Source organism: uncultured Bradyrhizobium sp. (assembly GCF_936928535.1).
Classification (GTDB): Bacteria; Pseudomonadota; Alphaproteobacteria; order Rhizobiales; family Xanthobacteraceae; genus Bradyrhizobium.
This window is the reverse complement of sequence record NZ_CAKZHY010000014.1, coordinates 1-22,608: the sequence shown is the minus strand read 5'-3', so window position 1 is coordinate 22,608 and position 22,608 is coordinate 1. Positions and strand designations below refer to the sequence as shown.

Below are 22,608 nucleotides of genomic sequence, written 5' to 3'. Positions count from 1 at the left end.
TTCGGCGGCTTCGCGAACAGCGCGGCGCTGGGCCTCTTCCTCGGCCACGCGGCGTTCTTCGACTTCGCGCACCTTGGCGTCAGCCAGCGCGCTGGCGCGGGCGGAGCGTTCGTCCTCGGTCAGCGTACGCAACACCACGCCGGAGCCGGCATTGCGCGGCGGAGTCGGGCGCGACGGGGTGGGCGCAGGCGCGGCCGGCGCCGGCTTTGCGACGACAGTGGGAGCCTGCGGTTCGGGGCTGCCGTCGATGCGGCGCTTGCCGCGCTTCTCGACCACGACCTGCTTGCTGCGGCCATGGCTGAAGCTCTGGCGGACAGTGCCCGTTTCGACGCGCGGCTTGAGCGATAGCGTCTTGCTCGGAACGCTCAGCTTCTTGTCGTCAGGGGTCTTGGTATCAACCATTCAGCAGTCCTAATCCTGATTTATTCAGTGTAGTGCGTTGCCGCACCGTCCTATCGGGTCGTCGTGTCTCTCAGAAATCCTGGCCGGGCTTTTCGGCAGTCTTGTCAGCGTCCGCCATCCGGTATCGGACCAGCATCTGGCTACGTGACAGGAATGACTTGCTCGCCGGGCCCGCGAGCAGGGCAGCATGTATCACATTTGACCGGGTAAGTGCCAAATCCAATTCTATCGATTTCAGGGCGGTGATGACGGGAATCTGCGGCTTGGCACCGCGATTTCCGGCATTTTGCCGTGCCAGCATGTCCAATTTGCGGATTCCGTCCGCGGCCCCGTCGCTGGCGTGGATCAGGACCTCGACCGTGCCCTCCCTGAGGGCGCTTTCGACCTTGCCGAAGCCGGCAACGATCTGGCCCGCCTTGGCGGCAATCCCAAGGGCTTCCGTCACGCTCCGGACCAGGAGCGCCTCGATGTCGGCGGGAAGCGTCTGGGGAGTGCGCAGCTCGCGCTTGAAGGCTTTGCTAAATTGGTGACGCCGCACGGCTTCCGCAACCACCTGGCGCGAGGCGGTCACCCACATGCCGCGTCCGGGCAGCTTGCGTTTGAGATCAGGAACTATATCGCCACCCGGCGATACGACGAAGCGGATCAGCTCGTCGATCGGCCGGACCTCGCGGCTGACCGCGCACATGCGCATGGTCGCGGACCTTTCGGCCCGCGGTCCATGGTCAAGTTCGTTGTCAGTGCTGGCAAGCATCCGGGCGACATCCTCCTGCGCCTTTAAGCCGGCTGATCTTCGGCCGCGTCAGCCTCTTCGGCCGGCTTGGCAAGATCGGCCTCGGTGACCCAGCCGGCCTTGACGCGGGCCTGCATGATCATGGCTTCGGCATCGTCGCGGGAGACGCCGAGGCCGTCGAGCGCGCCGGCGAACTTGGTCTGCTCGCCGCCTTCCTTGCGCTCGGTCCAGCCGACCAGATCGTCGGTGGCGCAGCCGGCGAGGTCCTCGACCGTCTTGATGTCGTTCTCGCCGAACTTCACCAGCATCTTCGAGGTCACGCCGGGCACGTCCTTCACGGCGTCCTCGACGCCGAGTTCCTTGCGGCGGGCCTCGATCTCGGCTTCCTGCTGATCGAGATATTCGCGGGCGCGGCTCTGCAGCTCCTGCGCGGTCTCCTCGTCGAAACCCTCGATGCCGGCGAGTTCCTTGAGGTCCACCATCGCGAGTTCCTCGACCGAGGTGAAGCCTTCCGACGCCAGCAGCTGGCCGACAACCTCGTCGACGTTGAGCGATTCCATGAAGACACGCGTGGAGTTCTCGAAGTCGGCCTGGCGGCGCTCGGATTCCTCCTGCTCGGTCAGGATGTCGATGTCCCAGCCGGTGAGCTGCGAGGCAAGGCGCACGTTCTGGCCACGGCGGCCGATCGCCAGCGAGAGCTGGTTATTGGTGTCGGGCACCACGACCTCGATGCGCTCGCGGTCTTCGTCGATGACGACCTTGGAGACTTCGGCTGGCGCCAGCGCGTTGACCACGAAGGTCGCGATATCGGGCGACCATGGAATGATGTCGATCTTCTCGCCCTGCAGCTCGTTCACCACGGCCTGCACGCGCGAGCCGCGCATACCGACGCAGGCGCCGACCGGATCGACCGAGGAATCGCGGGAAATCACGCCGATTTTGGCGCGCGAGCCCGGATCGCGGGCGACCGCCTTGATCTCGACGATGCCGTCGTAAATTTCCGGCACTTCCTGCGCGAACAGCTTCGCCATGAACTGCGGATGGGTCCGGGACAAGAATATCTGCGGGCCCCTCGTCTCACGGCGGACGTCGAAGATGTAGGCGCGGACGCGGTCGCCGTTGCGGAACACTTCGCGCGGCAGCATCTCGTCGCGGCGGATGATCGCTTCACCGCGGCCGAGATCGACGATCACGCTGCCATATTCGACGCGCTTGACGACGCCGTTGACGATGTCGCCGATGCGGTCCTTGAATTCCTGATATTGCCGGTCGCGCTCGGCCTCGCGCACCTTCTGCACGATCACCTGCTTGGCTGACTGCGCGGCGATGCGGCCATATTCGAGCGGCGGCAGCGTGTCTGCGATGGTGTCGCCGACCTGGGCGCCCGGATTGGCGCGCTGTGCGTCGATCAGCGAAATCTGGTTGGAATGGTTTTCGACCTTGTCGACCACCAGCATGTGGCGCGACAGCCGCAGCTCGCCCTTCTTCGGGTCGATCTCGGCGTGAACGTCAGTTTCGCTGCCGTAACGGGCGCGCGCGGCCTTGGCGATGGCATCTTCCATCGCCGCGATGACGATGCCGCGATCGATCGATTTCTCGCGGGCGACGGCGTCGGCGATCTGGAGCAATTCAAGTCGATTGGCGCTGACTGCCATGGCTAGTCTCCTTCGTCAGGCTCGATCTCGCCGCGCCGCGCGCGTTCGGCAGCAAGGCGATGTTTCTTCGTATTGGTCGGGGCCGGCTTCTTTTGCGGCTTGGTGTTCTTGGTGGTCTTGGCGCTGATCTCGGCGTGCGGCGCCTTAGGCGGCTCGATGCCGAGATCGCGGCGCATCTGGCGCTCCTCGGCCTTGCCGCGGCGCATGGATTCCGCGATCAGCTCATCGGTCAGCACCAGCCGGGCCTCGCCGATGTCTTCCATCGTCAGCAGCACGTCGGCATCGTCGCTCGCCTTGGCGTCGTCACGATGCAGATGCACGCGATCGCCCTCGACGGCTCCAAGCGTGCCGCGGAACCGCTTCCGACCCTCATGAGCGACGGCCATCTCGACCTTCACCAGATGGCCGGAATAGCGTTCGAAATCGGAGCGGCGCACCAGCGGACGGTCGATCCCCGGCGAGGAGATTTCCAGCCGATAGGCGCGGTCGATGGGATCGGCGACATCGAGCACGGGCGACAGCGCCCGCGAGATCGCCTCGCAATCCTCGAGCTGCATCGAGCCATCAGGCCGCTCGGCCATGATCTGCACGGTGCAACCGGCCTCGCCGGAAATGCGGATCCGCACCAGGCGATAGCCCATGCCCTCGAGCACCGGCCCTGCGACCGCAGACACCCGTGCCGCGACGCCCGGCTCGACGACGAGCCTCGGCTCGGCCAGCAACTCGGCATCGGTGGAACCAGTGGTCGGTCCGGTCATATCAGGGGTCAAGGCGCTCGATGGTTAACGCTTGGCTAAGAGGTCAAAGCCCGCTTCGAAACTTTCCCGACTGCGTCGGGCCGCATTCTTCCGCCGAGCCGCGTTCAGGTAATAAAAAAGAGCGGGTCCTTTCGGGCCCACTCTCACTACGCGGATCGTATGAGAAGATGAATTGGCGCTGATATAGCCCTTTCCGCCAGCCCGGACAAGGCCCATCGCAGGGCCGCGCGGGCTTTTTGCGCCTTTCGGCGGCGCCCCGGGAGTGCCGACAGGCGCCCCCGGGAGCAACGCTTCCTTCACGAAGCAGGCCTAAATTCCCTGATTGTGGAGCGGCTTGAGCTACGGCGCGCCCACGGCGTGCCAGATCCGAGTTACCTTTCATGACCGTTGCCACGTCGCTCATCCCAGGACTGGACGATATCGTCAAACGCGGTGATCCCCGCCGTCGCGGCGAGATCGCGAGCGCCATCGCCGCATTGTTCTTTCAAGACCCCTCGAAATTTCGTCCTGAACTCGTCGATCTCTTCGACAATCTCCTGATTGATCTCGTCCCGCATGCCGAGCTTGCCGCGCGGATCGATCTCGCCGAGCGCTTCTCGCGGCTGGACAATGCGCCGCGTCATCTAGTGAGCCAGCTTGCGCGTGAAAACGAGATCATGGTGGCGGCCCCGGTACTGCGCCGTTCGCCCGTGCTCGATGAAGCCGCGCTTGTCGAAATCGCCAGGCTGAAAGGCCAGGGCCATCTGCTGGCGATGACGGAGCGGCCGACTTTGTCGACCGAGGTCACCGACGTGCTGGTCGAGCGCGGCGACCGCGACGTGGTGCGCCGCGCCGCCGGCAATGCCGGCGCGCATTTCTCGCCGGGCGGCTATTCGGAGCTGATCAAGCGCGCGAGCCAGGACGGCGTGCTGACGCTCAAGATCGGCCAGCGCGCGGATCTCTCGGGCGAGCACCTCAAGGAGCTTCTGGACGGCACGCTCGACGTCATCAGGCGTCGTCTTTCCACCGTGGTCAATCCGGAACGGCAGGTCGAGATCAAGCGTGCGATGGCCGCGATCGAGGAAGCCGCGCTGCCGCCGGGGCCGCGGCGCGATTTCTCCGCCGCGCAGCGCACGGTGCTTGGCCTGCATCGCGGCGGTCATCTCGGCGAGAGCGCGCTGCTCGGTTTCGCCAAGGCGCACAAATACGAGGAATCGGTCGCGACCCTCTCGGCGATGGCTGGTGTCAGGCTCTCGGTGCTCGATCGCCTGATCTCGGGCGATCGCTATGATCCGATCCTGGTCATCGGCCGCGTCCTGAATCTCGGCTGGCCCACGGTGCGTGCGCTGATCCTGATGTGGTACGGGCCGCAACGCGCGCCTGCCGATGTCGATCTCGAGCAGGCGCGGATGAATTTCACCCGCCTGATGCCATCGACCGCCGAGCGCGTCGTGAATTTCTGGCGCAACCGGCAGACGATCTAGCTTCGCACTTCGTCATTGCGAGCGCAGCGAAGCAATCCAGGAATCTCTCCGAGCAAGCAGTCTGGATTGCTTCGTCGCTTCAGCGCAAAATTGCTTCGCAATTTTGTCGCTAGCTCCTCGCAATGACGGCTAACCGCTCCGTCTAAATCGCAAATACGCCGCCTTGCGTCCCTCGCGCGCGGCTTTTCGTCCATAGCGCGTCATGGTGTAGCCGGCCCAGGGCTGGCGGAAATCATCGGCGCGCTCCGCGAGCCATTGAAAATCCGGCGCGCGCGACAGATGCGACAGCGTCCAGGCGCAGTAATCGTCGATATCGCAGACGAAGCGGAATTCACCGCCGCTCTTCAGCACGCGCGCCATCGCAGCGATCGTCCTGTCCTGCACGAAGCGCCGCTTCCAGTGCCGTCGCTTCGGCCAGGGATCGGGATGGATCAGATCAATCCGCGACAGCGAGGCATCAGGCAGCCATGCCAGCAGCTCGGCGGCATCGCCCGCGAACAGGCGGATGTTGCCGATGTTATCAGCTTCGATCTGCGCGAGGATCTTGGCCATGCCGTTGACGTAAGGCTCGCAGCCGATGAAGCCGGTCGTCGGAAAGTTCTGCGCTTCCGCGGCGAGATGCTCGCCGCCGCCGAACCCGATCTCGAGCCGCACATCCTCTGCCGTGGGATCGAAGATCGCGTTCGCGTTCGCCGGCTTCTCGCCAGTGATGTCGAGCGACAGATGCGGCAAAAGATGATCGACGAGATCGGCTTGGTGCTGCCTGAGCTTGTGACCCTTGCGCCGTCCGAAGAAGGCGCGCTCGCCGTCCGCGCGATCGGGATCTGATTTGCGTTCGCTCATCGCAGCGTCTGGTACAGCCGATAGAGCAGCCGCGCGCGCGGCTCGAGCGAGGAGACGTAGAGCTGCTCATAGTGCGTGTGCGCGCCCTTGCCGTCGACGCCGAGCCCGTCGAGCGTGCCGGTGTAAGGCGCCGTGAAATTGCCGTCCGAGCCGCCACCGGTGTGGGTGTCGATCAACTCGAAACCAAGCTCAGTGGCGAGCGATCTGGCATGCTCGTAGAGCGAGGCGCCGGCGTTGCCCTTCTCGTAGGGCGGGCGATTGAGCTCGCCGGTGACGGTCACGGTCACGCCGTCGGTCTTCGACGTCAGTCCGAGGATTTTGCCGACGAACTCGTCCGCGTCGGCGATAGCGGGCACGCGCAGATCGACTTCGGCATAGGCTTCCTCCGGCGTGACGTTGGGACGCGTGCCGCCGCGCACCACGCCGACATTGACGGTGACGCCGCGCTTCAGATCGGTCATCCCTTCCAGTGTCTGGATGACGTTGGCGAGCTCGCGCACGGCACTGCGGCCGTCTTCGGGTCGCGAGCCGGCATGTGCGGGCACGCCCTTGATGAACACCTGGAAGCGCCCGACGCCCTTGCGTCCGGTGACAATCTTGCCGCCGTCGCGCGCCGGTTCCGTTACCAGCACGTATTTGGCCTTGCGCCCCTCGTTCTCAATCAGCGCACGCGAAGTTGGGCTGCCGATCTCTTCGTCTGATGTGAACAGATGGGTGATGCCGAGCGGCGGCCGTGTAGGTGCAGCGCACAGCTCGCGAAAGGCGTGATAGGCGATGTAGGCACCGCCCTTCATGTCGTAGATGCCAGGACCGAACGCGCTATCGCCGTCGACCTTGAATGGCAGCCGCGCGATGAAGCCCATGGGATGCACGGTATCGAGATGGCTGAGCACCAGGATACCGGGCCGGTCCTGGCCCCAGGTTGAACGCACCGCCAGATGGTCACCGCAGCCATCGACACCGGCGACGCGCTCGAGCGTCACAGGCAGATCGCGATAATGGTCGGCAACCATCGAGGTCAGCTTGTTGACCTGTTCGGGCACTTCCGTCGGCGTCTCGATTTCCACCCAGCGGCGGATACCAGCGAGGATAGTTTGGGAATCGAACGAATTGGAGTTCGCCATGGACGTATCTGTGCCCTCGAATCGCATCATTTGCGCGGAGGCAGCGCAAGGCGCGGTCCGCAAATGACGACATAGGCCAGATTTGCCGCAGTCTCAAATCGGAATGAAAAAGCGCCTCAGCGCTTGTCCGGGCCTTCGCGGGCGGCGATCTGCTCGACGAGATCGACGATCGAACGGCGCAGCTTCGAATCGGTGATTCGGGTGAACGCCTTGGTCAAGGCGAGCCCTTCCGATGTCGCGAGGAAGTCCGAGACATAGGAGGGCGATGCGCCTTCGGCGAAGCCGTCGGGGCCGGCTACGCCGCTCGGTCCGCCTTCGAACAGGAACGACACCGGCACCTGCAGAATCTCTGCAATCTGCTGGATACGGCTCGCGCCGACCCGGTTCGTGCCCTTCTCGTATTTCTGGATCTGCTGGAAAGTCAGGCCCAAAGCTTCACCGAGCTTTTCCTGACTCATGCCCAACATGATGCGGCGCATGCGCACGCGACTGCCGACATATTTGTCAACAGGGTTGGGCGCTTTCGACATTTCCTCAGCCCTCCAAACACCACCGTCGGCGCAATGAAAGATTGCCTCAGGTGACAGCGACGTCAAACTTCACTCTGATTGGGGAAACATTGCGGAGAAATTTAGCAATGCACCGCTGTCTTTTGCAGCCGGTGCAGAATGGGGAGCCGGCGTGCAGTCTGTCAACCGTGGGACCACGGTTGTCAAAGGATTCCCGGCTGCCTGCCGGAAATCGCTAGCGAGGGCAATCAGGGGTGCCGTTTGGCAACCCGACGCCGCACCGCCAAAATCACAGCCAGTGCGACGAGCATGGCTGCGGGAATGTCACCGACTCTCGCATAAATGGTGGGCGGGATTGCGGTCGGCAGATTTGCATCCAAAATGCCTTCGATCCCGAGGCCGAGGCTGGCTACCGTGCGTCCGACCGGATCGATCACGGCCGAGATGCCGGTATTGGCCGAGCGGACCAGCGGTAGTCCAAGCTCGATGGCGCGCATCCGCGCCTGCTCAAGATGCTGGTACGGACCGGTCGAAATGCCGAACCAGCCGTCATTGGTGAGGTTCACCATCCAGCCCGGGCGTTCGTCGCGCGTGCCGATTTCGCCGGGGAAGATGGCCTCGTAGCAGATCAGCGGCAGCGCGGGCGGTGCACTCGGGACCGGCAACACGTGGCGCACCGTACCGGGAATGAAGCCGCCGCGCATGCGCGTCAGTTGTTCGAAGCCGAGCTTCTCCATGATGTTCTGGTACGGAAGATATTCGCCGAACGGAACGAGGTGCAACTTGTCGTAGACGGCGAGCACGCTGCCGTCGTGGTCGATCACATAGATCGAATTGTAGGCCCGCGTGATCGGTGTGCCCGGTGGCAGATCGGGCGCACGGACCGAGCCGGTGATGAGCACCGTGCCCTTGGGCAGCAGCTCGGAGATTTGCGCCATCGCGTCGGCTTCGCGCGTCAGGAAGAACGGAAAGGCCGATTCCGGCCAGATCAGGATGGTGGCAGCGCTCACGCCGGTCGCTTGCGGTCCGGAAGCGCGGTCCGACAGCGCCAAATATTTCTTCATCACCTCCGCCTTGGCGGAGTAGTTGAACTTCAGGTCCTGCTGCAGGTTCGGCTGCATCAGGCGCAGCTTGGCACCTGCAACCATCGTGGTCGGATGCAGCGACATGCGGATCGCGCCGAAGATGCCCATGACGACCAGCAGCGCGAGCGCCGCAGCCGGCACGCGCCATGCCGGCTTGCGGTCGCGCGTTCGGTCGATCAGCACTGCGGGGCTTGCGAAGATCGCGACCGTGAGGAACGTCATGCCCCATTGGCCGATCAGCGAGGCTGTCTGCGCCAGCGCCAGCGGCTCCGACAGCGCATAGCCGAAAGCATTCCAGGGAAAGCCCGTGAGCGTGTGCCCGCGCAGCCATTCGCCGATCGTGAGGCTTGCGGCGAGCGCGAGAATGCGGGTGGCATCCTTGGTCCAGAGCAGGCGGGCCAGCGCGAAGCCGATTGCGGTGAAGATCGAGAGGTAAGCCGGCAATCCCAGCACGGCGAACGGCGTCAGCCAGGCGAAAACGTCGGCGTCGACGAAGAAGGCGATGCCGATCCAGTACAGGCCCGGGACGAAATAGCCGAGCCCGAACCAATAGCCGGTCAGCGCCGCGGCAGGCACGCCGCCATAGCGTCCGGCGCCGGCGCCGTCGATCAGCCAGACCATCACCGGAAAGGTGATGAACAGCACCGGAAAGAAGTTGAACGGCGCGAGCGCCAGCACCGAGAGCGCGCCGCACGCCATCGCGAGGAGCGCGCGCTTCCATCCCCAGGTCAGGATGATGGCAAGCGCAATCTGCTTGAAACGCTGGAACGCGGTCACTGCGGGCCGGTCCCGTCGGCAGGCGGCGTGGTCGGCGTGTCGCCGGCGGGCGGCTGGCCGCTGTCGGGTGCGGCCTCGCGGCGGCTTCGCTCGCGCTGGGTGCGCGGGGGCGGGCGTTCCTTCCGGGTCGAGATGCGCAGCCGCTTGACGCGGCGCGGATCGGCATCGAGCACCTCGACCTCGTAATTGCCGGGACCGGAGATCACCTCGCCGCGCACCGGTAGGCGTCCGACGAAGCTGACGAGATAGCCGCCCAGCGTCTCCACTTCCTCGCCGGCCTCGCCGGTGACGAAGTCCGCGCCGATGACGTTGCGCACATCGTCGAGGCTGGCGCGGGCGTCGGCGATGAAGGCGTTGTCGGGCAGCCGCACGATCGACGGCGGCTCGTCGCTGTCATGCTCGTCGTCGATCTCGCCGACGATCTGCTCGACGATGTCCTCGAGTGACACGAGTCCGTCGCTGCCGCCATATTCGTCGACGACGAGGGCCAGGTGGATGCGCGTCGCCTGCATCTGCGCCAGCAGGTCGATCGCGCGCATCGACGGCGGCACATAGAGCAGTTTGCGGATGATGCGTGCGTCCTGCAATGGCAGCGCGAGGTCCACGGCCTTCAAATCGAGCCCGGCCGGCAGCGGCTTCTTGCGCTTGGTCTTGGTGGCTTCCGACACCCGCGCCCGCGCGGTCATGAAGGCGAGCAGATCGCGGATGTGGACGATGCCGACGGGATCGTCGAGCGTCTCGTTGTAGACCACGAGGCGCGAATGGCCGGCGCGCTCGAAACGGTCCATCAACTCGCCGAGCGGAATGTCGCGCCTCACCGCGATGATGTCGGCGCGATGCACCATGACGTCGGCGATGCGGCGCTCGTGCAGGCCGAGGATGTTGCGCAGCATGGTGCGCTCGACTGCGGAGAAGCCGGTGTCGTCGGGCGTCGTCGCATTGAGCACGACCTGGAGATCGTCGCGTACCGATCCGGCCTTCCAGCCGAACAGCGTGCGGATGGCACGCAGCAGCCAGCCTTCCGCGGTCGGGCGCATGACCTCACCCGGCGTCACCACAACAGGCAGATTGGCCGTGTTGCGCGGATTGTCGTGAATAGGCTCCGAGTCCGGCATCTCAGTGCGTCCCCGCGCGGTCTGCGTAGGGATCGGGGATGCCGAGATGAGCCAGGATCTCGGTTTCGAGTGCTTCCATTTCTTCCGCGTCGCCGTCGTTCTCGTGATCGTAACCGATCAGGTGCAGGAAACCATGCACTGCAAGATGGCTCAAATGATGATCGAACGGCTTGTGTTCCTCGTCCGCCTCGCGCCGCATGGTTTCAAAGGCGATTGCGATGTCGCCGAGCATGCGCGGCGCGTCGCCCACCTTCCACTCGCCTTCGGGCTGCAGCGCGGGAAACGACAGCACGTTGGTCGGCTTGTCCATGCCGCGCCAGTTGCTGTTGAGGGTGCGGATGCCGGCATCATCGGTCAGCATCACGGCCACTTCCGCATCCGCGACGTCCTCGTCGACGGATTCGGCGGCGGCTGCAACGGCGCGCTGGATCACGGCCTCGGCGTCAGGCTCGCCTCGCCAGCAATCGGCAACGACAAGGACCTCGGTGATGGGAAGGTTGGGATGTGACATGGCTTTGTTCGGAACGATCGGGCGCTCTGTCAGCGCCTGTGTGGTCCCGCTGTTGTCTCGTCAGGATTTGTTGGCGGCGGGCGGCCGCTGCGGCGCCCCTTCATAGGCGGCGACGATTCGTGCCACGAGCTCGTGGCGGATCACGTCCTCGGCTTTGAAATGAACTTGCGCAATGCCTTCGACGCCATCCAATAGACGCGTCGCCTCGGCGAGACCCGAGGTCTGGCCGTTCGGCAAATCGATCTGCGAGGGATCGCCCGTAACGATCATGCGGCTGTTCTCGCCCAAACGCGTCAGGAACATCTTCATCTGCATCGATGTGGTGTTCTGGGCTTCGTCGAGGATGATGGCGGCGTTGGTCAGTGTGCGGCCGCGCATGAAGGCGAGCGGCGCGATCTCGATCTCGCCGGTCTGCAGCGCCCGCTCGACGATGCGCGCGTCCATCAGATCATAGAGCGCGTCGTAGATCGGGCGCAGATAGGGATCGACCTTCTCGCGGAGATCGCCGGGCAGGAAGCCGAGCCGCTCGCCGGCTTCCACCGCCGGACGCGACAGGATGATCTTGTCGACTTCCTTGCGCTCGAACAATTGCGCAGCGTGCGCGACCGCGAGCCAGGTCTTGCCGGTGCCGGCGGGGCCGATGCCGAACACGAGCTCATGGCGCTTCAGCGCGCGGATGTAGGAGTCTTGCGCGGCGGTGCGGGCGCGCACCGGGCGCTTGCGCAAATTGATGCTGTCAAAGCTGGACTTCGCCGATTTGGCGTCGAACTCGAACAGCGAGCCTTGCGCGATCACGGCGCGGATGGCGCCTTCGACCTCGCCCTGATCGACATCTTGGCCCTTGACGGCGTGGGCGTAGAGCGTTTCCAGCACGCGGCGCGCGGCGTCGCAGCCGTCCCGGGTGCCGCCGATGGTGATGTGGTTGCCCTTGGAATCCACGACGACGCCGAGCCGGCGCTCGATCTGCGCCAGGTTCTGGCCGTAGGGGCCGACGAGCGCGGATGCGGCGCGGTTGTCGTCGAAGTCGATGACGACCTGGGTCTCTGGCGGAACTTGCATGTCGCGGTCAAATTTGCGGCTGGGAGCGATAGAAGACGAATCCGATGCGCTTTTTGGCAAGGGTTCAGGCTCCGCTGGCGATGGATGATAAAACGGGCTCGCGCGCATCGCGTGGCGCGGCAAGCTCGCCGAGGAAACTGTAGCGCTCGAGGCTGTCGATTCTGACCGGCAGGATTTTGCCGATGATGTCGGGCGAGGCCATCACATGTGCAGGCTGGAGGAACGCGGTGCGGCCGACGACCTGGCCATCCTTGCGCGCCGGACGCTCGAACAGCACGTCGACCGTTGAGCCAATCGCAGCCTTGTTGAAGGCCGATTGCTGGCTGTCGATCAGTTCCTGGAGCCGCTCCAATCGCTGGTCCATCTCGGCGGGGGACACCGTCTCCTGCATATCCGCGGCCGGCGTTCCCGGCCGGGCGGAGTATTTGAACGAATACGCCGCAGCGTAGCCGATTTGCGTGACAAGCGCGAGGGTCGCGAGAAAATCCTGCTCGGTCTCACCGGGGAAGCCGACGATAAAATCTGATGAAAAAGCAATGTCTTGCCGCGCGGTGCGGAAACGGTCGATGACTTCTCGATAATCATCGGCGGTATGTTTCCGGTTCATGGCGGCGAGAATCCGGTCCGAGCCCGACTGCACCGGCAGGTGCACGAACGGCATCAAGGCATCGAGATCGCGATGGGCTGCAATCAAACTGTCATCGACATCGCGGGGGTGGCTGGTCGAGTAACGCAGCCGGGCGATGCCGGGGATGGTTGCCAGATGCTCGAGCAATCGGCCCAGGCCCCAGATTTTTCCGTCGGGTCCCTCGCCATGATAGGCGTTGACGTTCTGCCCGATCAGCGTGAGCTCGCGCACGCCGTTCTCGGTGAGCCGTTTGACGTCGTCGACGATCTTCGCCACGGGGCGCGAGACTTCGGCGCCGCGCGTATAGGGTACGACGCAGAAGGTGCAAAACTTGTCGCAGCCTTCCTGCACCGTGACAAAAGCGGAAATGCCGCGTGCGCGGATCGCGTCGGGCTTCGGCTGGGCCAGGAAGCCGAACTTGTCGGCGGCCGGAAACTCGGTCTCGATCGCGCGGCCTTCGTTGCCGGCGCGCTTCAGCAGGGCGGGCAGGTGATGATAGCTCTGCGGTCCGACCACGACGTCGACGGTGGGCGCGCGGCGGACGATCTCCTCGCCCTCGGCCTGCGCGACGCAGCCGGCCACCGCGATCTGCATGGCGCGGCCCTCGCGTGCGGCTTCGTCCTTGGCGACGCGCAGCCGACCGAGCTCGGAATAGACCTTTTCGGAGGCCTTCTCGCGGATGTGGCAGGTGTTGAGGATGACGAGGTCGGCGTCCTCGGCGTTGGCCGTCTCCACGAATCCTTCCGGAGCCAGAGTGTCCACCATGCGCTGGGCATCGTAGACGTTCATCTGGCAGCCATATGATTTGATGTGCAGCTTGCGCGGCGGCGTCATGGAACCCGGAGGTGAGGTGGAGGACGGCCCTCAAATATAGGCTGGGAGGCCGAAAATCCAGCGATAGGGGCCGATGCGGTCATTCAGAGGCGCCCGCCAAGCGGGCAAACCCGGAATCCCGAGGTTTTGGCCCGAGATTCCGGGTTCAATGCTGCGCATCGCCCCGGAATGACGGGTGCGGAGCTAGCCCGCCAGGGCGTCCGCGGCGACCCGTCGGACCAACTCCGGCAATTGGTGCATGTCGGCAAAGGTCACGTCGGCGCCTGCCTGGCGCAGGGTCTCGGCATGGCCGGCCCCGCAATGGCTGCCACCGTAAAAGCCGAACACTTTCATCCCGGCCGCTCGCGCTCCGGCAATGCCGGCCAGACTGTCCTCGATCACGACACAGCGCTCGGGCGGCACGCCCATTTCCTTGGCCGCGAACAGGAAGAGGTCCGGTGCGGGTTTGCCGTTCGTCACTTGCGAGGACGAGAAGATGTGTGGTGCGAGGCGCTCATAGAGCCCCGTGGTTCCGAGACTCACCTGCATCCGCTGATGCGAGCCGCTCGAGGCGACGCAGACGCGTTGCGTGACGACGTCGAGCACATCGTGGATGCCACGGATCGCCTCGAGGTCGGCTTCGAATGCGCGAAACAGCTCGTCCTGGAGATCGCCGTGATAGGCCTCGGGCAGCTTGCGGCCGAGCTCGGTCTCGATCTCGAGATTGGCTTGCTTCGTCGCACGGCCGAGGAAGCGCGCAGACACTTGCGCCGCGGTGATCGGATAGCCGTGGCGCGTCAGCGCATTCGCATGGGCCTGACAGGAGATCACCTCGCTGTCCACGAGCACGCCGTCGCAATCGAAGATGATGAGATCTATTGGCACGAGAGTCAGGACGTCGGCTTGTCGTCGTCGAGCGGGACGCAATAGAGCTCGAGCCGGTGATCGACCAGCTTGTAGCCGAGCTTGCGGGCGATCTCGGCCTGCAGCTTTTCGATCTCTTCGGAGGTGAACTCGATCACCTTGCCGTCGCGCAGGTTGATGAGATGGTCGTGATGGCTGTCGCGCATCGTCTCGTAGCGCGCGCGGCCCTCGCGAAAATCGTGGCGCTCGATGATGCCGGCATCCTCGAACAGCTTGACGGTGCGATAGACGGTCGAGATCGAGATCTTGTCGTCGACGGCGACACAGCGCCGGTACAATTCCTCGACGTCGGGGTGATCGGCCGCTTCCGCAAGCACGCGCGCGATCACGCGGCGCTGCTCGGTCATGCGCATGCCGGTGGCGGCACAGCGCGCCTCGATGCCGGTCGCCTTGGATGCCGAAGAAGGTTTAAGTCCGGTCATAGTGTGTCCGCCTGACGGGGCGCTTTCTGCCATCAATATTACGACAAGTCACGTCGCATCAGAAGTGCGTTCAATTGTTCCCCGTTCGCCTGCTTATAGTAGCGTTCGCGGCGCCCGACCACCACGAATCCGGCTCTGTCATAGAGGCGTCGTGCGGGCTGGTTGTTCTCCTCGACCTCCAGAAAGATCGTGCGCACGCCGCGCCCTGCAAGGTGACCGAGATGGGTCATCAGCAAGGTGCGGGAGAGACCGCGGCCGCGGTGGGACTGGTCGACGGCGACCGAGAGGATTTCGGCTTCGTCCGCCCCGATCCGCGACACTGCAAAGCCGATGATTTTGCGACCAAGGCGCAACCGATGCACGAGCGTGTTGCTCTCACGGAGCATGGTCTCGAATTCCGCTTCGCCCCAGCCATGTGCGAAGGAAGCAGCGTGAAGCTGCGCCAGCCGCGCCGCGTCGCGCACGGAGGCCGGCTCGACAGCGGCCGTGCCGCCGCGCCACCATTCCGAAAGCCATCTCATCATGAGGTTGCGGCTTGAGCGAGCGGCGGCATCGCGGCCGGCTTTGCATCGGGCGCCTTCAAATAAAACGGCCGCGCCGGGGTCGTGTCGGGATTTGCCGCTGCGCCGAGCCATGCCACCCAGCTGATGTCGGGCGCGGGCTGCGCATCGACTGCGACGGGTTGCGGGCCATCCGCCGGCCAGCGCTCGGCAAGAATCCTGGCGGCATTGCCGACCAGATGCGGCGCGCCGAATTGCGAGGCCGCGATCACCTCGTCGATCAGAGCAATGCCCGGCCGCACCAATTGGCTGCCGTCGCCGGCGACGATCTGGAAATAGACGTGGTCATGCCGCGCATCGATCGCCGAGATCACCGGCGCCGAACCGCTCCGGCCAACGATGGGGGCTGCATAGGCCGACAAGGTCGTCAGCCCGACCGCCGGCCGCTTGGCTGCGAGCGCAAGACCGCGTGCCGCCGAAATGCCGACGCGCAAGCCGGTGAAGCTGCCGGGGCCGACCGTCACAGCGATGCGGTCGAGCGCCGTGAATGCGAGATCGGCCGACTGCATGACGCGCGCGATCATCGGCATCAAGGCCTCGGCGTGGCCGCGCTTCATGAGCTGCCGCTCCTGCGCAAGCAGCTCGCCGGCGTCGGTGTCGAGCACGGCGGCCGCGCACGCTTCCAGCGCGGTATCGATGGCAAGGATCAGCATGAAAAAGCGAATGGCCAGTGGCGAACGGCGAACAGTCTAGCCGATAACGGTTCCATTCGCCATTCGCTACTCACCATTCGCGCAAGGCTCACATCGGCCGGACTTCGACCACGTCGGGCACGAAGTGCTTCAGCAAATTCTGGATGCCGTGCTGCAGCGTCGCGGTCGATGACGGGCAGCCCGAGCAGGCGCCCTTCATGTTGAGGTAGACGATCCCGTCCTTGAAGCCGCGGAACGTGATGTCGCCGCCGTCATTGGCGACCGCCGGCCGAACGCGCGTCTCGATCAGATCCTTGATCATGTCGACCGTCTCGGCATCGGCCTCGTCGAAGAACTCGTCCTCGTCGTCGAGATCGATATCGCCCTGCGCTTCGCCGCCGGCGAGCAGCGGCGCGCCGGACATGTAGTGCTCCATGATGGCGCCCAGGATCGCGGGCTTGAGCTGCTGCCATTCACCATCAGCCTTGGTGACGGTGATGAAATCCGATCCGTAGAACACGCCGGTGACGCCGGGCACTTCGAACAGCTTCTCGGCAAGCGGCGAGCGCGTTGCGGCTTGGCGGCTCGCAAATTCCATGGGATTGCCGTCGGACACGACGCGGCCCGGAATGAACTTCAGCGTAGCGGGATTGGGGGTGGCTTCGGTTTGAATGAACATGGTTTTCTCCAGACGTCGCCGGTTCAAGGCCGGCGCGTGCCTTCTTCCCTAGCAGATGGCGACGGAGAACGCACGATCAAGGGCACGGAAGGCCGTTTCGCTGTTATTTCAGCGGGTTAGTAGGCAGAAAAATATTGCAGCGTCATAGCCGGGCTTGTCCCGGCCATCCACGCCTTGTGTCGCCAAGCGACTTCAGCGCCGGCGGATGAAGCCGACGATATCCTTGGAGAGGTTCATGGTCGCCTCGGCGATGGCGCGAGCCCGGTCGGAGCCATCGTTCAGGATGGCGTCGATGTGGCCGGGGTCCGCAACCAGACGCTTCATCTCGCCGGCGATCGGCGCGAGTTTTGTCACGCACAGCTCCGCCAGCGCATTCTTGAAGCTGGAGAACTGGCCGCCGCCGAACTCCCTGAGCACATCGGCCTTGGAGCGGTCCGAGAGCGCGGCGAAAATGCCGACGAGATTGTCGGCCTCAGGGCGCGCTTCCAGGCCCTTCTCTTCACTCGGCAGCGGCTCCGGATCGGTCTTCGCCTTGCGGATCTTCTGCGCGATGGTGTCTGCGTCGTCGGTGAGGTTGATGCGCGAATTGTCCGACGCATCCGACTTCGACATCTTCTTGGTGCCGTCGCGCAAGCTCATCACCCGCGTCGCCGGCCCCGTGATGAAGGGTTCGGGCAGCGGGAAGAACAGGCCGTCATTGGTGCCCTGCGCACGAATGGAATCGCCGAAATCATTGTTGAACTTCTGCGCGATGTCGCGCGAGAGCTCGAGATGCTGCTTCTGGTCCTCGCCGACGGGAACATGGGTGGCGCGGTAGAGCAGGATGTCGGCGGCCATCAGCACGGGATAGTCGAACAGACCGACCGAGGCATTCTCGCGGTCCTTGCCGGCCTTCTCCTTGAACTGGGTCATGCGGCCGAGCCAGCCCATGCGCGCGACGCAGTTGAAGATCCAGGCAAGCTCGGCATGGCCGGAGACCTGGCTCTGGTTGAACACAATGTGCTTCTTCGGATCGATGCCGGCGGCGATGAACGCCGCGGTCACCTCGCGGGTGTTGCGGGCGAGCTCGACCGGGCCGCCCCAGACATCCAGGCCTTGCGTGATCGCGTGCATGTCGACGACGCAATAGATGCAGTTGTGGGTTTGCTGCATCTTCACGAAGTTGACGATCGCGCCGAGGTAATTGCCGAGGTGTAGATTGCCCGTCGGCTGGACGCCCGAAAAAACCCGTTCAACGAATGGCATGGTTAGTCTTCCTGCACGCCTTCCCATAGGTGGTCGGCTGTCGTTTCCAACAGCGGCGCTGCCCCGTCAAGGGCAATTCGCTAGGCGGGCCGCTTCAGGGCGGCAGCCGCCTCGCGCCAGGAGGCCACGCCGAGGATTTGCAGGAGCGCCCCATAGACGGCGATCCCGGCCGCGATCTGAAGGCCCAGCACGATGAATCGGACGAGGCCATGGGCGTCCGATGGTGTTAGACCCTTGGTCAGCCAGAGCAGGGCGCCCATGGCGGCTGCGGCGAGCATGATTCGCGGCAGGCGCTTGCGGGCGGCTTTATCGATCGAGAAGCCGAATTCGCTGGTGCCTTTCCGGAGGAGCGAGACGGCACTGCTCCAGGCGCCGGCCGCGATGCTCGCCGCGATCCCGCTCGCGCCGAAGACATGCCCAAGCAGGACGGCGAGGGCGATTGCGACCACAAGGCCTTTCGCCGTTGCAAGCAGCGGCGTCATCGTGTCGCTGCGGGCATAGTAGGCCGGCGACAGCGCCTTGATCAGCACATGCGCCGGCAGGCCCAGCGCCAGCCACATCAGCGCATGCGCAGTCGCCAGACTGTCCTCCGCGCCGAAGGCGCCATGTTCGAACAGCAGCCGCACGATCGGTTCTGCCAACACGGCAAGGCCGAGCGTGGCCGGCAGCGCGAGTCCGGTCGCAAGTTCCAGCGCGCGCGATTCGGCGCGCGCCACGGCGTCGCGCTCGCCGCTGCGAACGGCGCGCGTCAATTCCGGCACCAGCACCGTGCCCATGGCGACGCCGACAATGCCGAGCGGCAGCTCGATCAGGCGGTTGGCGAAATAGAGCCAGGACACGGCCGACGGCGTCGCCGAGGCGATGATCGCGCCTGCGACCATCAGCCATTGCGGGCCCGAGCTTGCGATCATGCCGGGAATGGCTTTGGCGAAGAAGCCGCGCATCTCCTTGTCGAAGCTTGCGCGCAGCGGCGTCGCCAGGCGCGCGCTTCGCTGCGAGCCCAGCATCACCAGTTGCAGCAGGCCGGCGATGCCCACGGTCGCCGCCAGCATCCATGCGGCGAGCGCGGCATCGGCGTGCCCCACCAGCAGTGCGGCGATGGCCGCAATCAGAGCGATGTTGAACAGCAGCGGCGAGAACGCCGTGAGCGCAAATTTTCCTTGCGCGTTCAACAGCCCCATCAGCACCGTGACCGGGCCCGCAAAGGCGAGATAAGGCAGCATCAGCCGCGCGTTCTGGACCGCGAGATCGAGCGTGGCGCTTCCGACGAAGCCCGGTGCGATGATCATGATGATCAGCGGCATTAGCAGCGCAATGCCGATCGAGATCACGATCAGGGATGCGCTGACCGTGCCGAGCACGCGCCCGGCAAAGGCGGAGGCGGCCTGCTCGCCGTCGCGCTCGCGGACGCGCAGCCAGGCCGGGATCAGGGCGGCATTGAGTGCCCCTTCGCTGAGCAGCCGCCGCACCACGTTGACGAGCTGGAAAGCGGCCAGAAACGCATCCGCAACGGCGCCGGTGCCGAGCAGCGCCGCGATCAGGGAATCGCGCGCAAAGCCGAGCAGGCGCGAGGCCAGTGTTCCCGTCGAGACGGTCAGGAAGGAGCGGATCATGCTCTCTGGTAATACCGTTGCTTGCCCGTAGCGGCCCTGTCGTGATAGGCCGCGGGCCAGATTTCAAGCCCACAGGAAGCGGATTTCCTTAAGGTCCGCAATCCGGCAAACAGGATCAAGGTGAATGGCTGACGTGAAATATGACGTTCTCGGCATCGGCAACGCGCTGTTCGACGTGCTGGTCCGGACCGACGAAGCCTTTTTGGTCAAGCACGGCATGACCAAGGGCAGCATGTCGCTGATCGATGAGGCGCGTGCCACCGCCATTTACGCCGACATGGGCCCGGCGACGGAAGTCTCGGGGGGATCCGCCGCGAACACCATTGTCGGCATCGGCAGCCTGGGCGCGCGCGCCGCTTATGTCGGCAAGGTCAAGGACGACCAGATCGGCAAGCTCTATGTCCACGACATCCGCGCTTCAGGCGTTGCCTTCAACACGCCGCCTGCGAAGGAAGGCCCCGCCACCGGCTGCTCCTACATCCTCGTCACCGGCGATGGCGAGCGCACCATGAACACTTATCTGGGCGCGGCGCAGGACCTGACGCCTGCCGATATCGATCCGGCCGAGATCGCGGCCGCCAAGATCGTCTATCTCGAAGGCTATCTCTGGGATCCGCCGGGCGCCAAGGAGGCCTTCCTGAAAGCCTCCAAGATTGCCCACGAGGCCGGCCGCAAGGTTGCGCTGACATTGTCGGACTCCTTCTGCGTCGGCCGCTACCGCGATGAATTCCTGGGGCTGATGCGCAACGGCACTGCCGACATCGTGTTCGCCAACGAGTCCGAATTGCACTCGCTCTATGAGACCTCCGACTTCGACACCGCGCTGAAGCAGCTGCGCAACGACGTCAAGCTCGGCGTGGTCACCCGCAGCGAGAAGGGCTGCGTGGTGGTGACGCCGACGGATGCCGTCGCAGCGCCGGCTTCGCCGATCACGCAGCTGGTCGACACCACCGGTGCCGGTGACCTGTTCGCCGCCGGCTTCCTCTACGGCCTCTCGCGCGACCTCTCGCACAAGCAGTGCGGCGAGCTCGGCGCGCTCGCGGCCGCCGAAGTGATCCAGCACATCGGCGCGCGGCCTCAGGTGTCGCTGAAGGAATTGGCCCAGCAGCGCGGAATGACGGTTTAACTCCGCTGTCGTCGGCGCGAGGCAGGTGCGCGCGTCATTCACAACTGTCATCGCCCGCCTTGTACGCAATTGCGCACTGGGGCGGGCGATCCAGTATTCCAGAGACGTCATTGGTTTAATCGAGAAGCCGCGGCGTACTGGATTCCCCGCTTTCGCGGGGAATGACAGTGTTGTTGGGGCGGAAGCGCAAAGCTTCTCACGCCGTCTTCGCAGCCTTCAGCCCCAGCCGCTGCTCCACCGCATCCCGCATCACGAATTTCTGGATCTTTCCCGTCACGGTCATCGGGAATTCGTCGACGAACTCGACATAGCGCGGGATCTTGTTGTGGGCGATCTGGCCGTCGCAGAAGGCGCGGACGTCTTCGGCGGTCAGCGTCTCGCCTGATCTGACGCGGATCCAGGCGCAGAGCTCCTCGCCGTAGCGGCTGTCGGCCACACCAAAGATCTGCACGTCCTGGATCTTGGGATGGCGATATAGAAACTCCTCGATCTCGCGCGGATAGAGGTTCTCGCCGCCGCGGATCACCAGATCCTTGATGCGGCCGACGATGTTGCAATAACCTTCGTCGTCGATGGTGGCGAGATCGCCGGTGTGCATCCAGCCGGCGGCATCGAGCACCTCGCCGGTCTTTTCCTTCTCCTCCCAGTAACCCAGCATAACGCTGTAGCCGCGGGTGCAGAGCTCGCCGCGTTCGCCGCGCTTGACGATCTTGCCTTCGAGATCGACGACCTTCACCTCGACATGCGGATGGATCCGCCCGACGGTGGAGACGCGCCGCTCCAGCGGATCGTCCGTCGCGCTCTGGAAGCTCACCGGACTGGTTTCGGTCATGCCATAGGCGATGGTGACCTCGCGCATGTTCATCTCGGTGTTGACGCGCTTCATCACCTCGATCGGGCAGGGCGCGCCGGCCATGATGCCGGTGCGCAGCGATGTCAGGTCGAAATTCTTGAATTCGGGGTGATCGAGCTCCGCGATGAACATAGTCGGCACACCGTACAGCGTCGTGCACTTCTCCTGCTCGATCGCGCGCAGCGTCGCCAGCGGATCGAATCCCTCGCCCGGATAGACCATGGTCGCGCCGAGCGTGACGGAGGCGAGGTTGCCCATCACCATGCCGAAGCAATGGTAGAGCGGCACGGGGATGCAGATGCGATCGGATTGCGTCAGCCGCATCGCGCGCCCGGTGAAATAGCCGTTGTTGAGGATATTGTGGTGCGTCAGCGTCACGCCCTTGGGCGAGCCGGTCGTGCCGCTGGTGAACTGGATGTTGACGGGGTCGTCGAACTGCAGTGCCGCGCCGAGCGCGGCAAGCTGCTCGCGGTGCGCAGGCCCGCCCATGCGCGCGACTTCTTCGAAGGGGATCGTGCCCGGCGCCAAGGGACCGCCGATCTGGATCACGATCCGCAAGGCCGGCAGCCGCGCCGCGTGTAGCTTGCCCGGTGTAGCGTTCGTCAGCTCCGGCAGCAGCGTGTTGAGCATCTCCATGTACTGGCTGGTCTTGAACGCCGTCGCGGTCACGATCGCCGCACAGCCGACCTTCTTCAGCGCGAATTCCAGCTCGCTGAGCCGGTAGGCGGGATTGATGGTCACCAGGATCAGGCCCGCCTTGGCAGCGGCGAACTGGGTCAGCGTCCATTCCGGCCGGTTCAGCGACCAGATGCCGATCCGCTCACCGCGTTCGAGGCCGAGAGCGAGAAAGCCCGCGGCAAGCGCATCGACGCGTTCGGCGAATTCCGTCCAGGTCCACCGGACGCCATGGCTGGGCGAGACCAGCGCCTCGCGATTTCCCCAGCGCCGCACCGCATGGTCGAGGCTGCGACCGATGGTGTCGCCGAGCAGCGGCGCATCCGAGATGCCGCATACGTAGCTGTCGGCTTTGCCTGCAAGATCGTTCGCCAAGTTCGTCTCCTCAAAACCTTATCGCCTCG

22 protein-coding genes are annotated in these 22,608 nt (G+C 64.7%); 2 read left to right on the top strand and 20 right to left on the bottom strand.

Annotated elements, in window-relative coordinates:
* The 4 genes from Q0687_RS01330 to rimP form a co-directional block, all read right to left on the bottom strand.
* A partial coding sequence (locus tag Q0687_RS01330; RefSeq protein WP_298871181.1) for a translation initiation factor IF-2 associated domain-containing protein occupies positions 1 to 402 on the bottom strand: 402 nt, incomplete at its 3' end.
* A 70-nt stretch (positions 403 to 472) separates the two neighbouring features.
* Entirely contained in the window at positions 473 to 1,156 is a 684-nt protein-coding gene (locus tag Q0687_RS01325; protein WP_298871178.1) for an RNA-binding protein, read from the bottom strand.
* A 23-nt stretch (positions 1,157 to 1,179) separates the two neighbouring features.
* Entirely contained in the window at positions 1,180 to 2,790 is a 1,611-nt protein-coding gene (gene nusA, locus Q0687_RS01320; protein WP_298871176.1) for a transcription termination factor NusA, read from the bottom strand.
* A gap of 2 nt (positions 2,791 to 2,792) precedes the next feature.
* Positions 2,793 to 3,548, bottom strand: a complete 756-nt coding sequence (rimP, locus tag Q0687_RS01315) for a ribosome maturation factor RimP (RefSeq protein ID WP_298871172.1) — start codon at positions 3,546 to 3,548, stop codon at positions 2,793 to 2,795.
* A gap of 380 nt (positions 3,549 to 3,928) precedes the next feature.
* On the opposite strand from rimP, the gene Q0687_RS01310 reads away from it, so the two are divergent.
* Positions 3,929 to 5,011, top strand: coding sequence for a DUF2336 domain-containing protein (locus tag Q0687_RS01310; RefSeq protein WP_298871170.1), 1,083 nt, complete (start codon positions 3,929 to 3,931; stop codon positions 5,009 to 5,011).
* A gap of 129 nt (positions 5,012 to 5,140) precedes the next feature.
* Here the strand turns inward: Q0687_RS01310 and trmB are convergent, their stop codons facing one another.
* From trmB to murJ, 15 genes are all read right to left on the bottom strand, one after another.
* On the bottom strand, positions 5,141 to 5,854 hold the full coding sequence (gene trmB, locus Q0687_RS01305; protein ID WP_298871169.1) for a tRNA (guanosine(46)-N7)-methyltransferase TrmB: 714 nt from the start codon (positions 5,852 to 5,854) through the stop codon (positions 5,141 to 5,143).
* Complete coding sequence (locus tag Q0687_RS01300) at positions 5,851 to 7,008, bottom strand: M20 family metallopeptidase (protein ID WP_298871166.1); 1,158 nt, start codon at positions 7,006 to 7,008, stop codon at positions 5,851 to 5,853. The genes trmB and Q0687_RS01300 overlap by 4 nt, the downstream gene beginning before the upstream one ends.
* An 86-nt stretch (positions 7,009 to 7,094) precedes the next feature.
* Positions 7,095 to 7,508: a helix-turn-helix transcriptional regulator gene (locus Q0687_RS01295; RefSeq protein WP_057746952.1), complete on the bottom strand. Its 414-nt coding sequence runs from the start codon at positions 7,506 to 7,508 to the stop codon at positions 7,095 to 7,097.
* A 227-nt stretch (positions 7,509 to 7,735) separates the two neighbouring features.
* A complete protein-coding gene (gene lnt, locus Q0687_RS01290) occupies positions 7,736 to 9,349 on the bottom strand; it encodes an apolipoprotein N-acyltransferase (protein ID WP_298871154.1) in 1,614 nt (537 codons plus the stop codon).
* Positions 9,346 to 10,464, bottom strand: coding sequence for a hemolysin family protein (locus Q0687_RS01285; RefSeq protein WP_298871151.1), 1,119 nt, complete (start codon positions 10,462 to 10,464; stop codon positions 9,346 to 9,348). Before Q0687_RS01285 ends, lnt begins: the two co-directional genes overlap by 4 nt.
* Position 10,465: 1 nt before the next feature.
* Complete coding sequence (gene ybeY, locus Q0687_RS01280; protein WP_298871148.1) at positions 10,466 to 10,975, bottom strand: rRNA maturation RNase YbeY; 510 nt, start codon at positions 10,973 to 10,975, stop codon at positions 10,466 to 10,468.
* Between the two features lie 60 nt (positions 10,976 to 11,035).
* Positions 11,036 to 12,034: a PhoH family protein gene (locus Q0687_RS01275; RefSeq protein WP_298871146.1), complete on the bottom strand. Its 999-nt coding sequence runs from the start codon at positions 12,032 to 12,034 to the stop codon at positions 11,036 to 11,038.
* Between the two features lie 64 nt (positions 12,035 to 12,098).
* A complete protein-coding gene (miaB, locus tag Q0687_RS01270; RefSeq protein ID WP_298871145.1) occupies positions 12,099 to 13,496 on the bottom strand; it encodes a tRNA (N6-isopentenyl adenosine(37)-C2)-methylthiotransferase MiaB in 1,398 nt (465 codons plus the stop codon).
* Positions 13,497 to 13,679: 183 nt separating this feature from the next.
* Positions 13,680 to 14,360, bottom strand: a complete 681-nt coding sequence (locus tag Q0687_RS01265; RefSeq protein ID WP_298871143.1) for an HAD family hydrolase — start codon at positions 14,358 to 14,360, stop codon at positions 13,680 to 13,682.
* Positions 14,361 to 14,365: 5 nt separating this feature from the next.
* Entirely contained in the window at positions 14,366 to 14,821 is a 456-nt protein-coding gene (locus tag Q0687_RS01260) for a Fur family transcriptional regulator (protein ID WP_298871141.1), read from the bottom strand.
* A gap of 38 nt (positions 14,822 to 14,859) precedes the next feature.
* On the bottom strand, positions 14,860 to 15,345 hold the full coding sequence (rimI, locus tag Q0687_RS01255) for a ribosomal protein S18-alanine N-acetyltransferase (RefSeq protein WP_298871139.1): 486 nt from the start codon (positions 15,343 to 15,345) through the stop codon (positions 14,860 to 14,862).
* Positions 15,342 to 16,034 (bottom strand): tRNA (adenosine(37)-N6)-threonylcarbamoyltransferase complex dimerization subunit type 1 TsaB, encoded by a 693-nt coding sequence (gene tsaB / locus Q0687_RS01250; protein WP_298871136.1) that lies wholly within the window; start codon positions 16,032 to 16,034, stop codon positions 15,342 to 15,344. The genes rimI and tsaB overlap by 4 nt, the downstream gene beginning before the upstream one ends.
* Before the next feature lie 88 nt (positions 16,035 to 16,122).
* Complete coding sequence (locus Q0687_RS01245) at positions 16,123 to 16,692, bottom strand: NifU family protein (protein ID WP_298871133.1); 570 nt, start codon at positions 16,690 to 16,692, stop codon at positions 16,123 to 16,125.
* Positions 16,693 to 16,884: 192 nt separating this feature from the next.
* Complete coding sequence (gene trpS, locus Q0687_RS01240) at positions 16,885 to 17,937, bottom strand: tryptophan--tRNA ligase (RefSeq protein WP_298871131.1); 1,053 nt, start codon at positions 17,935 to 17,937, stop codon at positions 16,885 to 16,887.
* Between the two features lie 80 nt (positions 17,938 to 18,017).
* The gene (gene murJ / locus Q0687_RS01235) at positions 18,018 to 19,550 is read right to left on the bottom strand and encodes a murein biosynthesis integral membrane protein MurJ (protein ID WP_298871129.1); all 1,533 of its coding nucleotides are present in this window, start codon (positions 19,548 to 19,550) and stop codon (positions 18,018 to 18,020) included.
* Positions 19,551 to 19,674: 124 nt separating this feature from the next.
* Here murJ and Q0687_RS01230 point away from each other — a divergent pair, with 124 nt between their 5' ends.
* Complete coding sequence (locus Q0687_RS01230; RefSeq protein ID WP_298871128.1) at positions 19,675 to 20,676, top strand: adenosine kinase; 1,002 nt, start codon at positions 19,675 to 19,677, stop codon at positions 20,674 to 20,676.
* A gap of 196 nt (positions 20,677 to 20,872) precedes the next feature.
* On the opposite strand, the gene Q0687_RS01225 is transcribed toward Q0687_RS01230, so the two are convergent.
* Positions 20,873 to 22,579, bottom strand: coding sequence for an AMP-binding protein (locus Q0687_RS01225; protein ID WP_298871127.1), 1,707 nt, complete (start codon positions 22,577 to 22,579; stop codon positions 20,873 to 20,875).
* Positions 22,580 to 22,608 lie beyond the last annotated feature (29 nt).

Bases quoted from the DNA above. Each gene is read 5' to 3' on its own strand.
- ybeY (WP_298871148.1), bottom strand. From the start codon at position 10,975: ATGTCACATCCCAACCTTCCCATCACCGAGGTCCTTGTCGTTGCCGAT.
- Q0687_RS01310 (WP_298871170.1), top strand. From the start codon at position 3,929: ATGACCGTTGCCACGTCGCTCATCCCAGGACTGGACGATATCGTCAAA.
- murJ (WP_298871129.1), bottom strand. From the start codon at position 19,550: ATGATCCGCTCCTTCCTGACCGTCTCGACGGGAACACTGGCCTCGCGC.
- Q0687_RS01245 (WP_298871133.1), bottom strand. From the start codon at position 16,692: ATGTTCATTCAAACCGAAGCCACCCCCAATCCCGCTACGCTGAAGTTC.
- trpS (WP_298871131.1), bottom strand. From the start codon at position 17,937: ATGCCATTCGTTGAACGGGTTTTTTCGGGCGTCCAGCCGACGGGCAAT.
- Q0687_RS01260 (WP_298871141.1), bottom strand. From the start codon at position 14,821: ATGACCGGACTTAAACCTTCTTCGGCATCCAAGGCGACCGGCATCGAG.
- rimI (WP_298871139.1), bottom strand. From the start codon at position 15,345: ATGATGAGATGGCTTTCGGAATGGTGGCGCGGCGGCACGGCCGCTGTC.
- Q0687_RS01285 (WP_298871151.1), bottom strand. From the start codon at position 10,464: ATGCCGGACTCGGAGCCTATTCACGACAATCCGCGCAACACGGCCAAT.
- Q0687_RS01325 (WP_298871178.1), bottom strand. From the start codon at position 1,156: ATGCTTGCCAGCACTGACAACGAACTTGACCATGGACCGCGGGCCGAA.
- Q0687_RS01300 (WP_298871166.1), bottom strand. From the start codon at position 7,008: ATGATGCGATTCGAGGGCACAGATACGTCCATGGCGAACTCCAATTCG.
- Q0687_RS01275 (WP_298871146.1), bottom strand. From the start codon at position 12,034: ATGCAAGTTCCGCCAGAGACCCAGGTCGTCATCGACTTCGACGACAAC.
- Q0687_RS01230 (WP_298871128.1), top strand. From the start codon at position 19,675: ATGGCTGACGTGAAATATGACGTTCTCGGCATCGGCAACGCGCTGTTC.
- nusA (WP_298871176.1), bottom strand. From the start codon at position 2,790: ATGGCAGTCAGCGCCAATCGACTTGAATTGCTCCAGATCGCCGACGCC.
- miaB (WP_298871145.1), bottom strand. From the start codon at position 13,496: ATGACGCCGCCGCGCAAGCTGCACATCAAATCATATGGCTGCCAGATG.
- rimP (WP_298871172.1), bottom strand. From the start codon at position 3,548: ATGACCGGACCGACCACTGGTTCCACCGATGCCGAGTTGCTGGCCGAG.
- tsaB (WP_298871136.1), bottom strand. From the start codon at position 16,034: ATGCTGATCCTTGCCATCGATACCGCGCTGGAAGCGTGCGCGGCCGCC.
- Q0687_RS01295 (WP_057746952.1), bottom strand. From the start codon at position 7,508: ATGTCGAAAGCGCCCAACCCTGTTGACAAATATGTCGGCAGTCGCGTG.
- trmB (WP_298871169.1), bottom strand. From the start codon at position 5,854: ATGAGCGAACGCAAATCAGATCCCGATCGCGCGGACGGCGAGCGCGCC.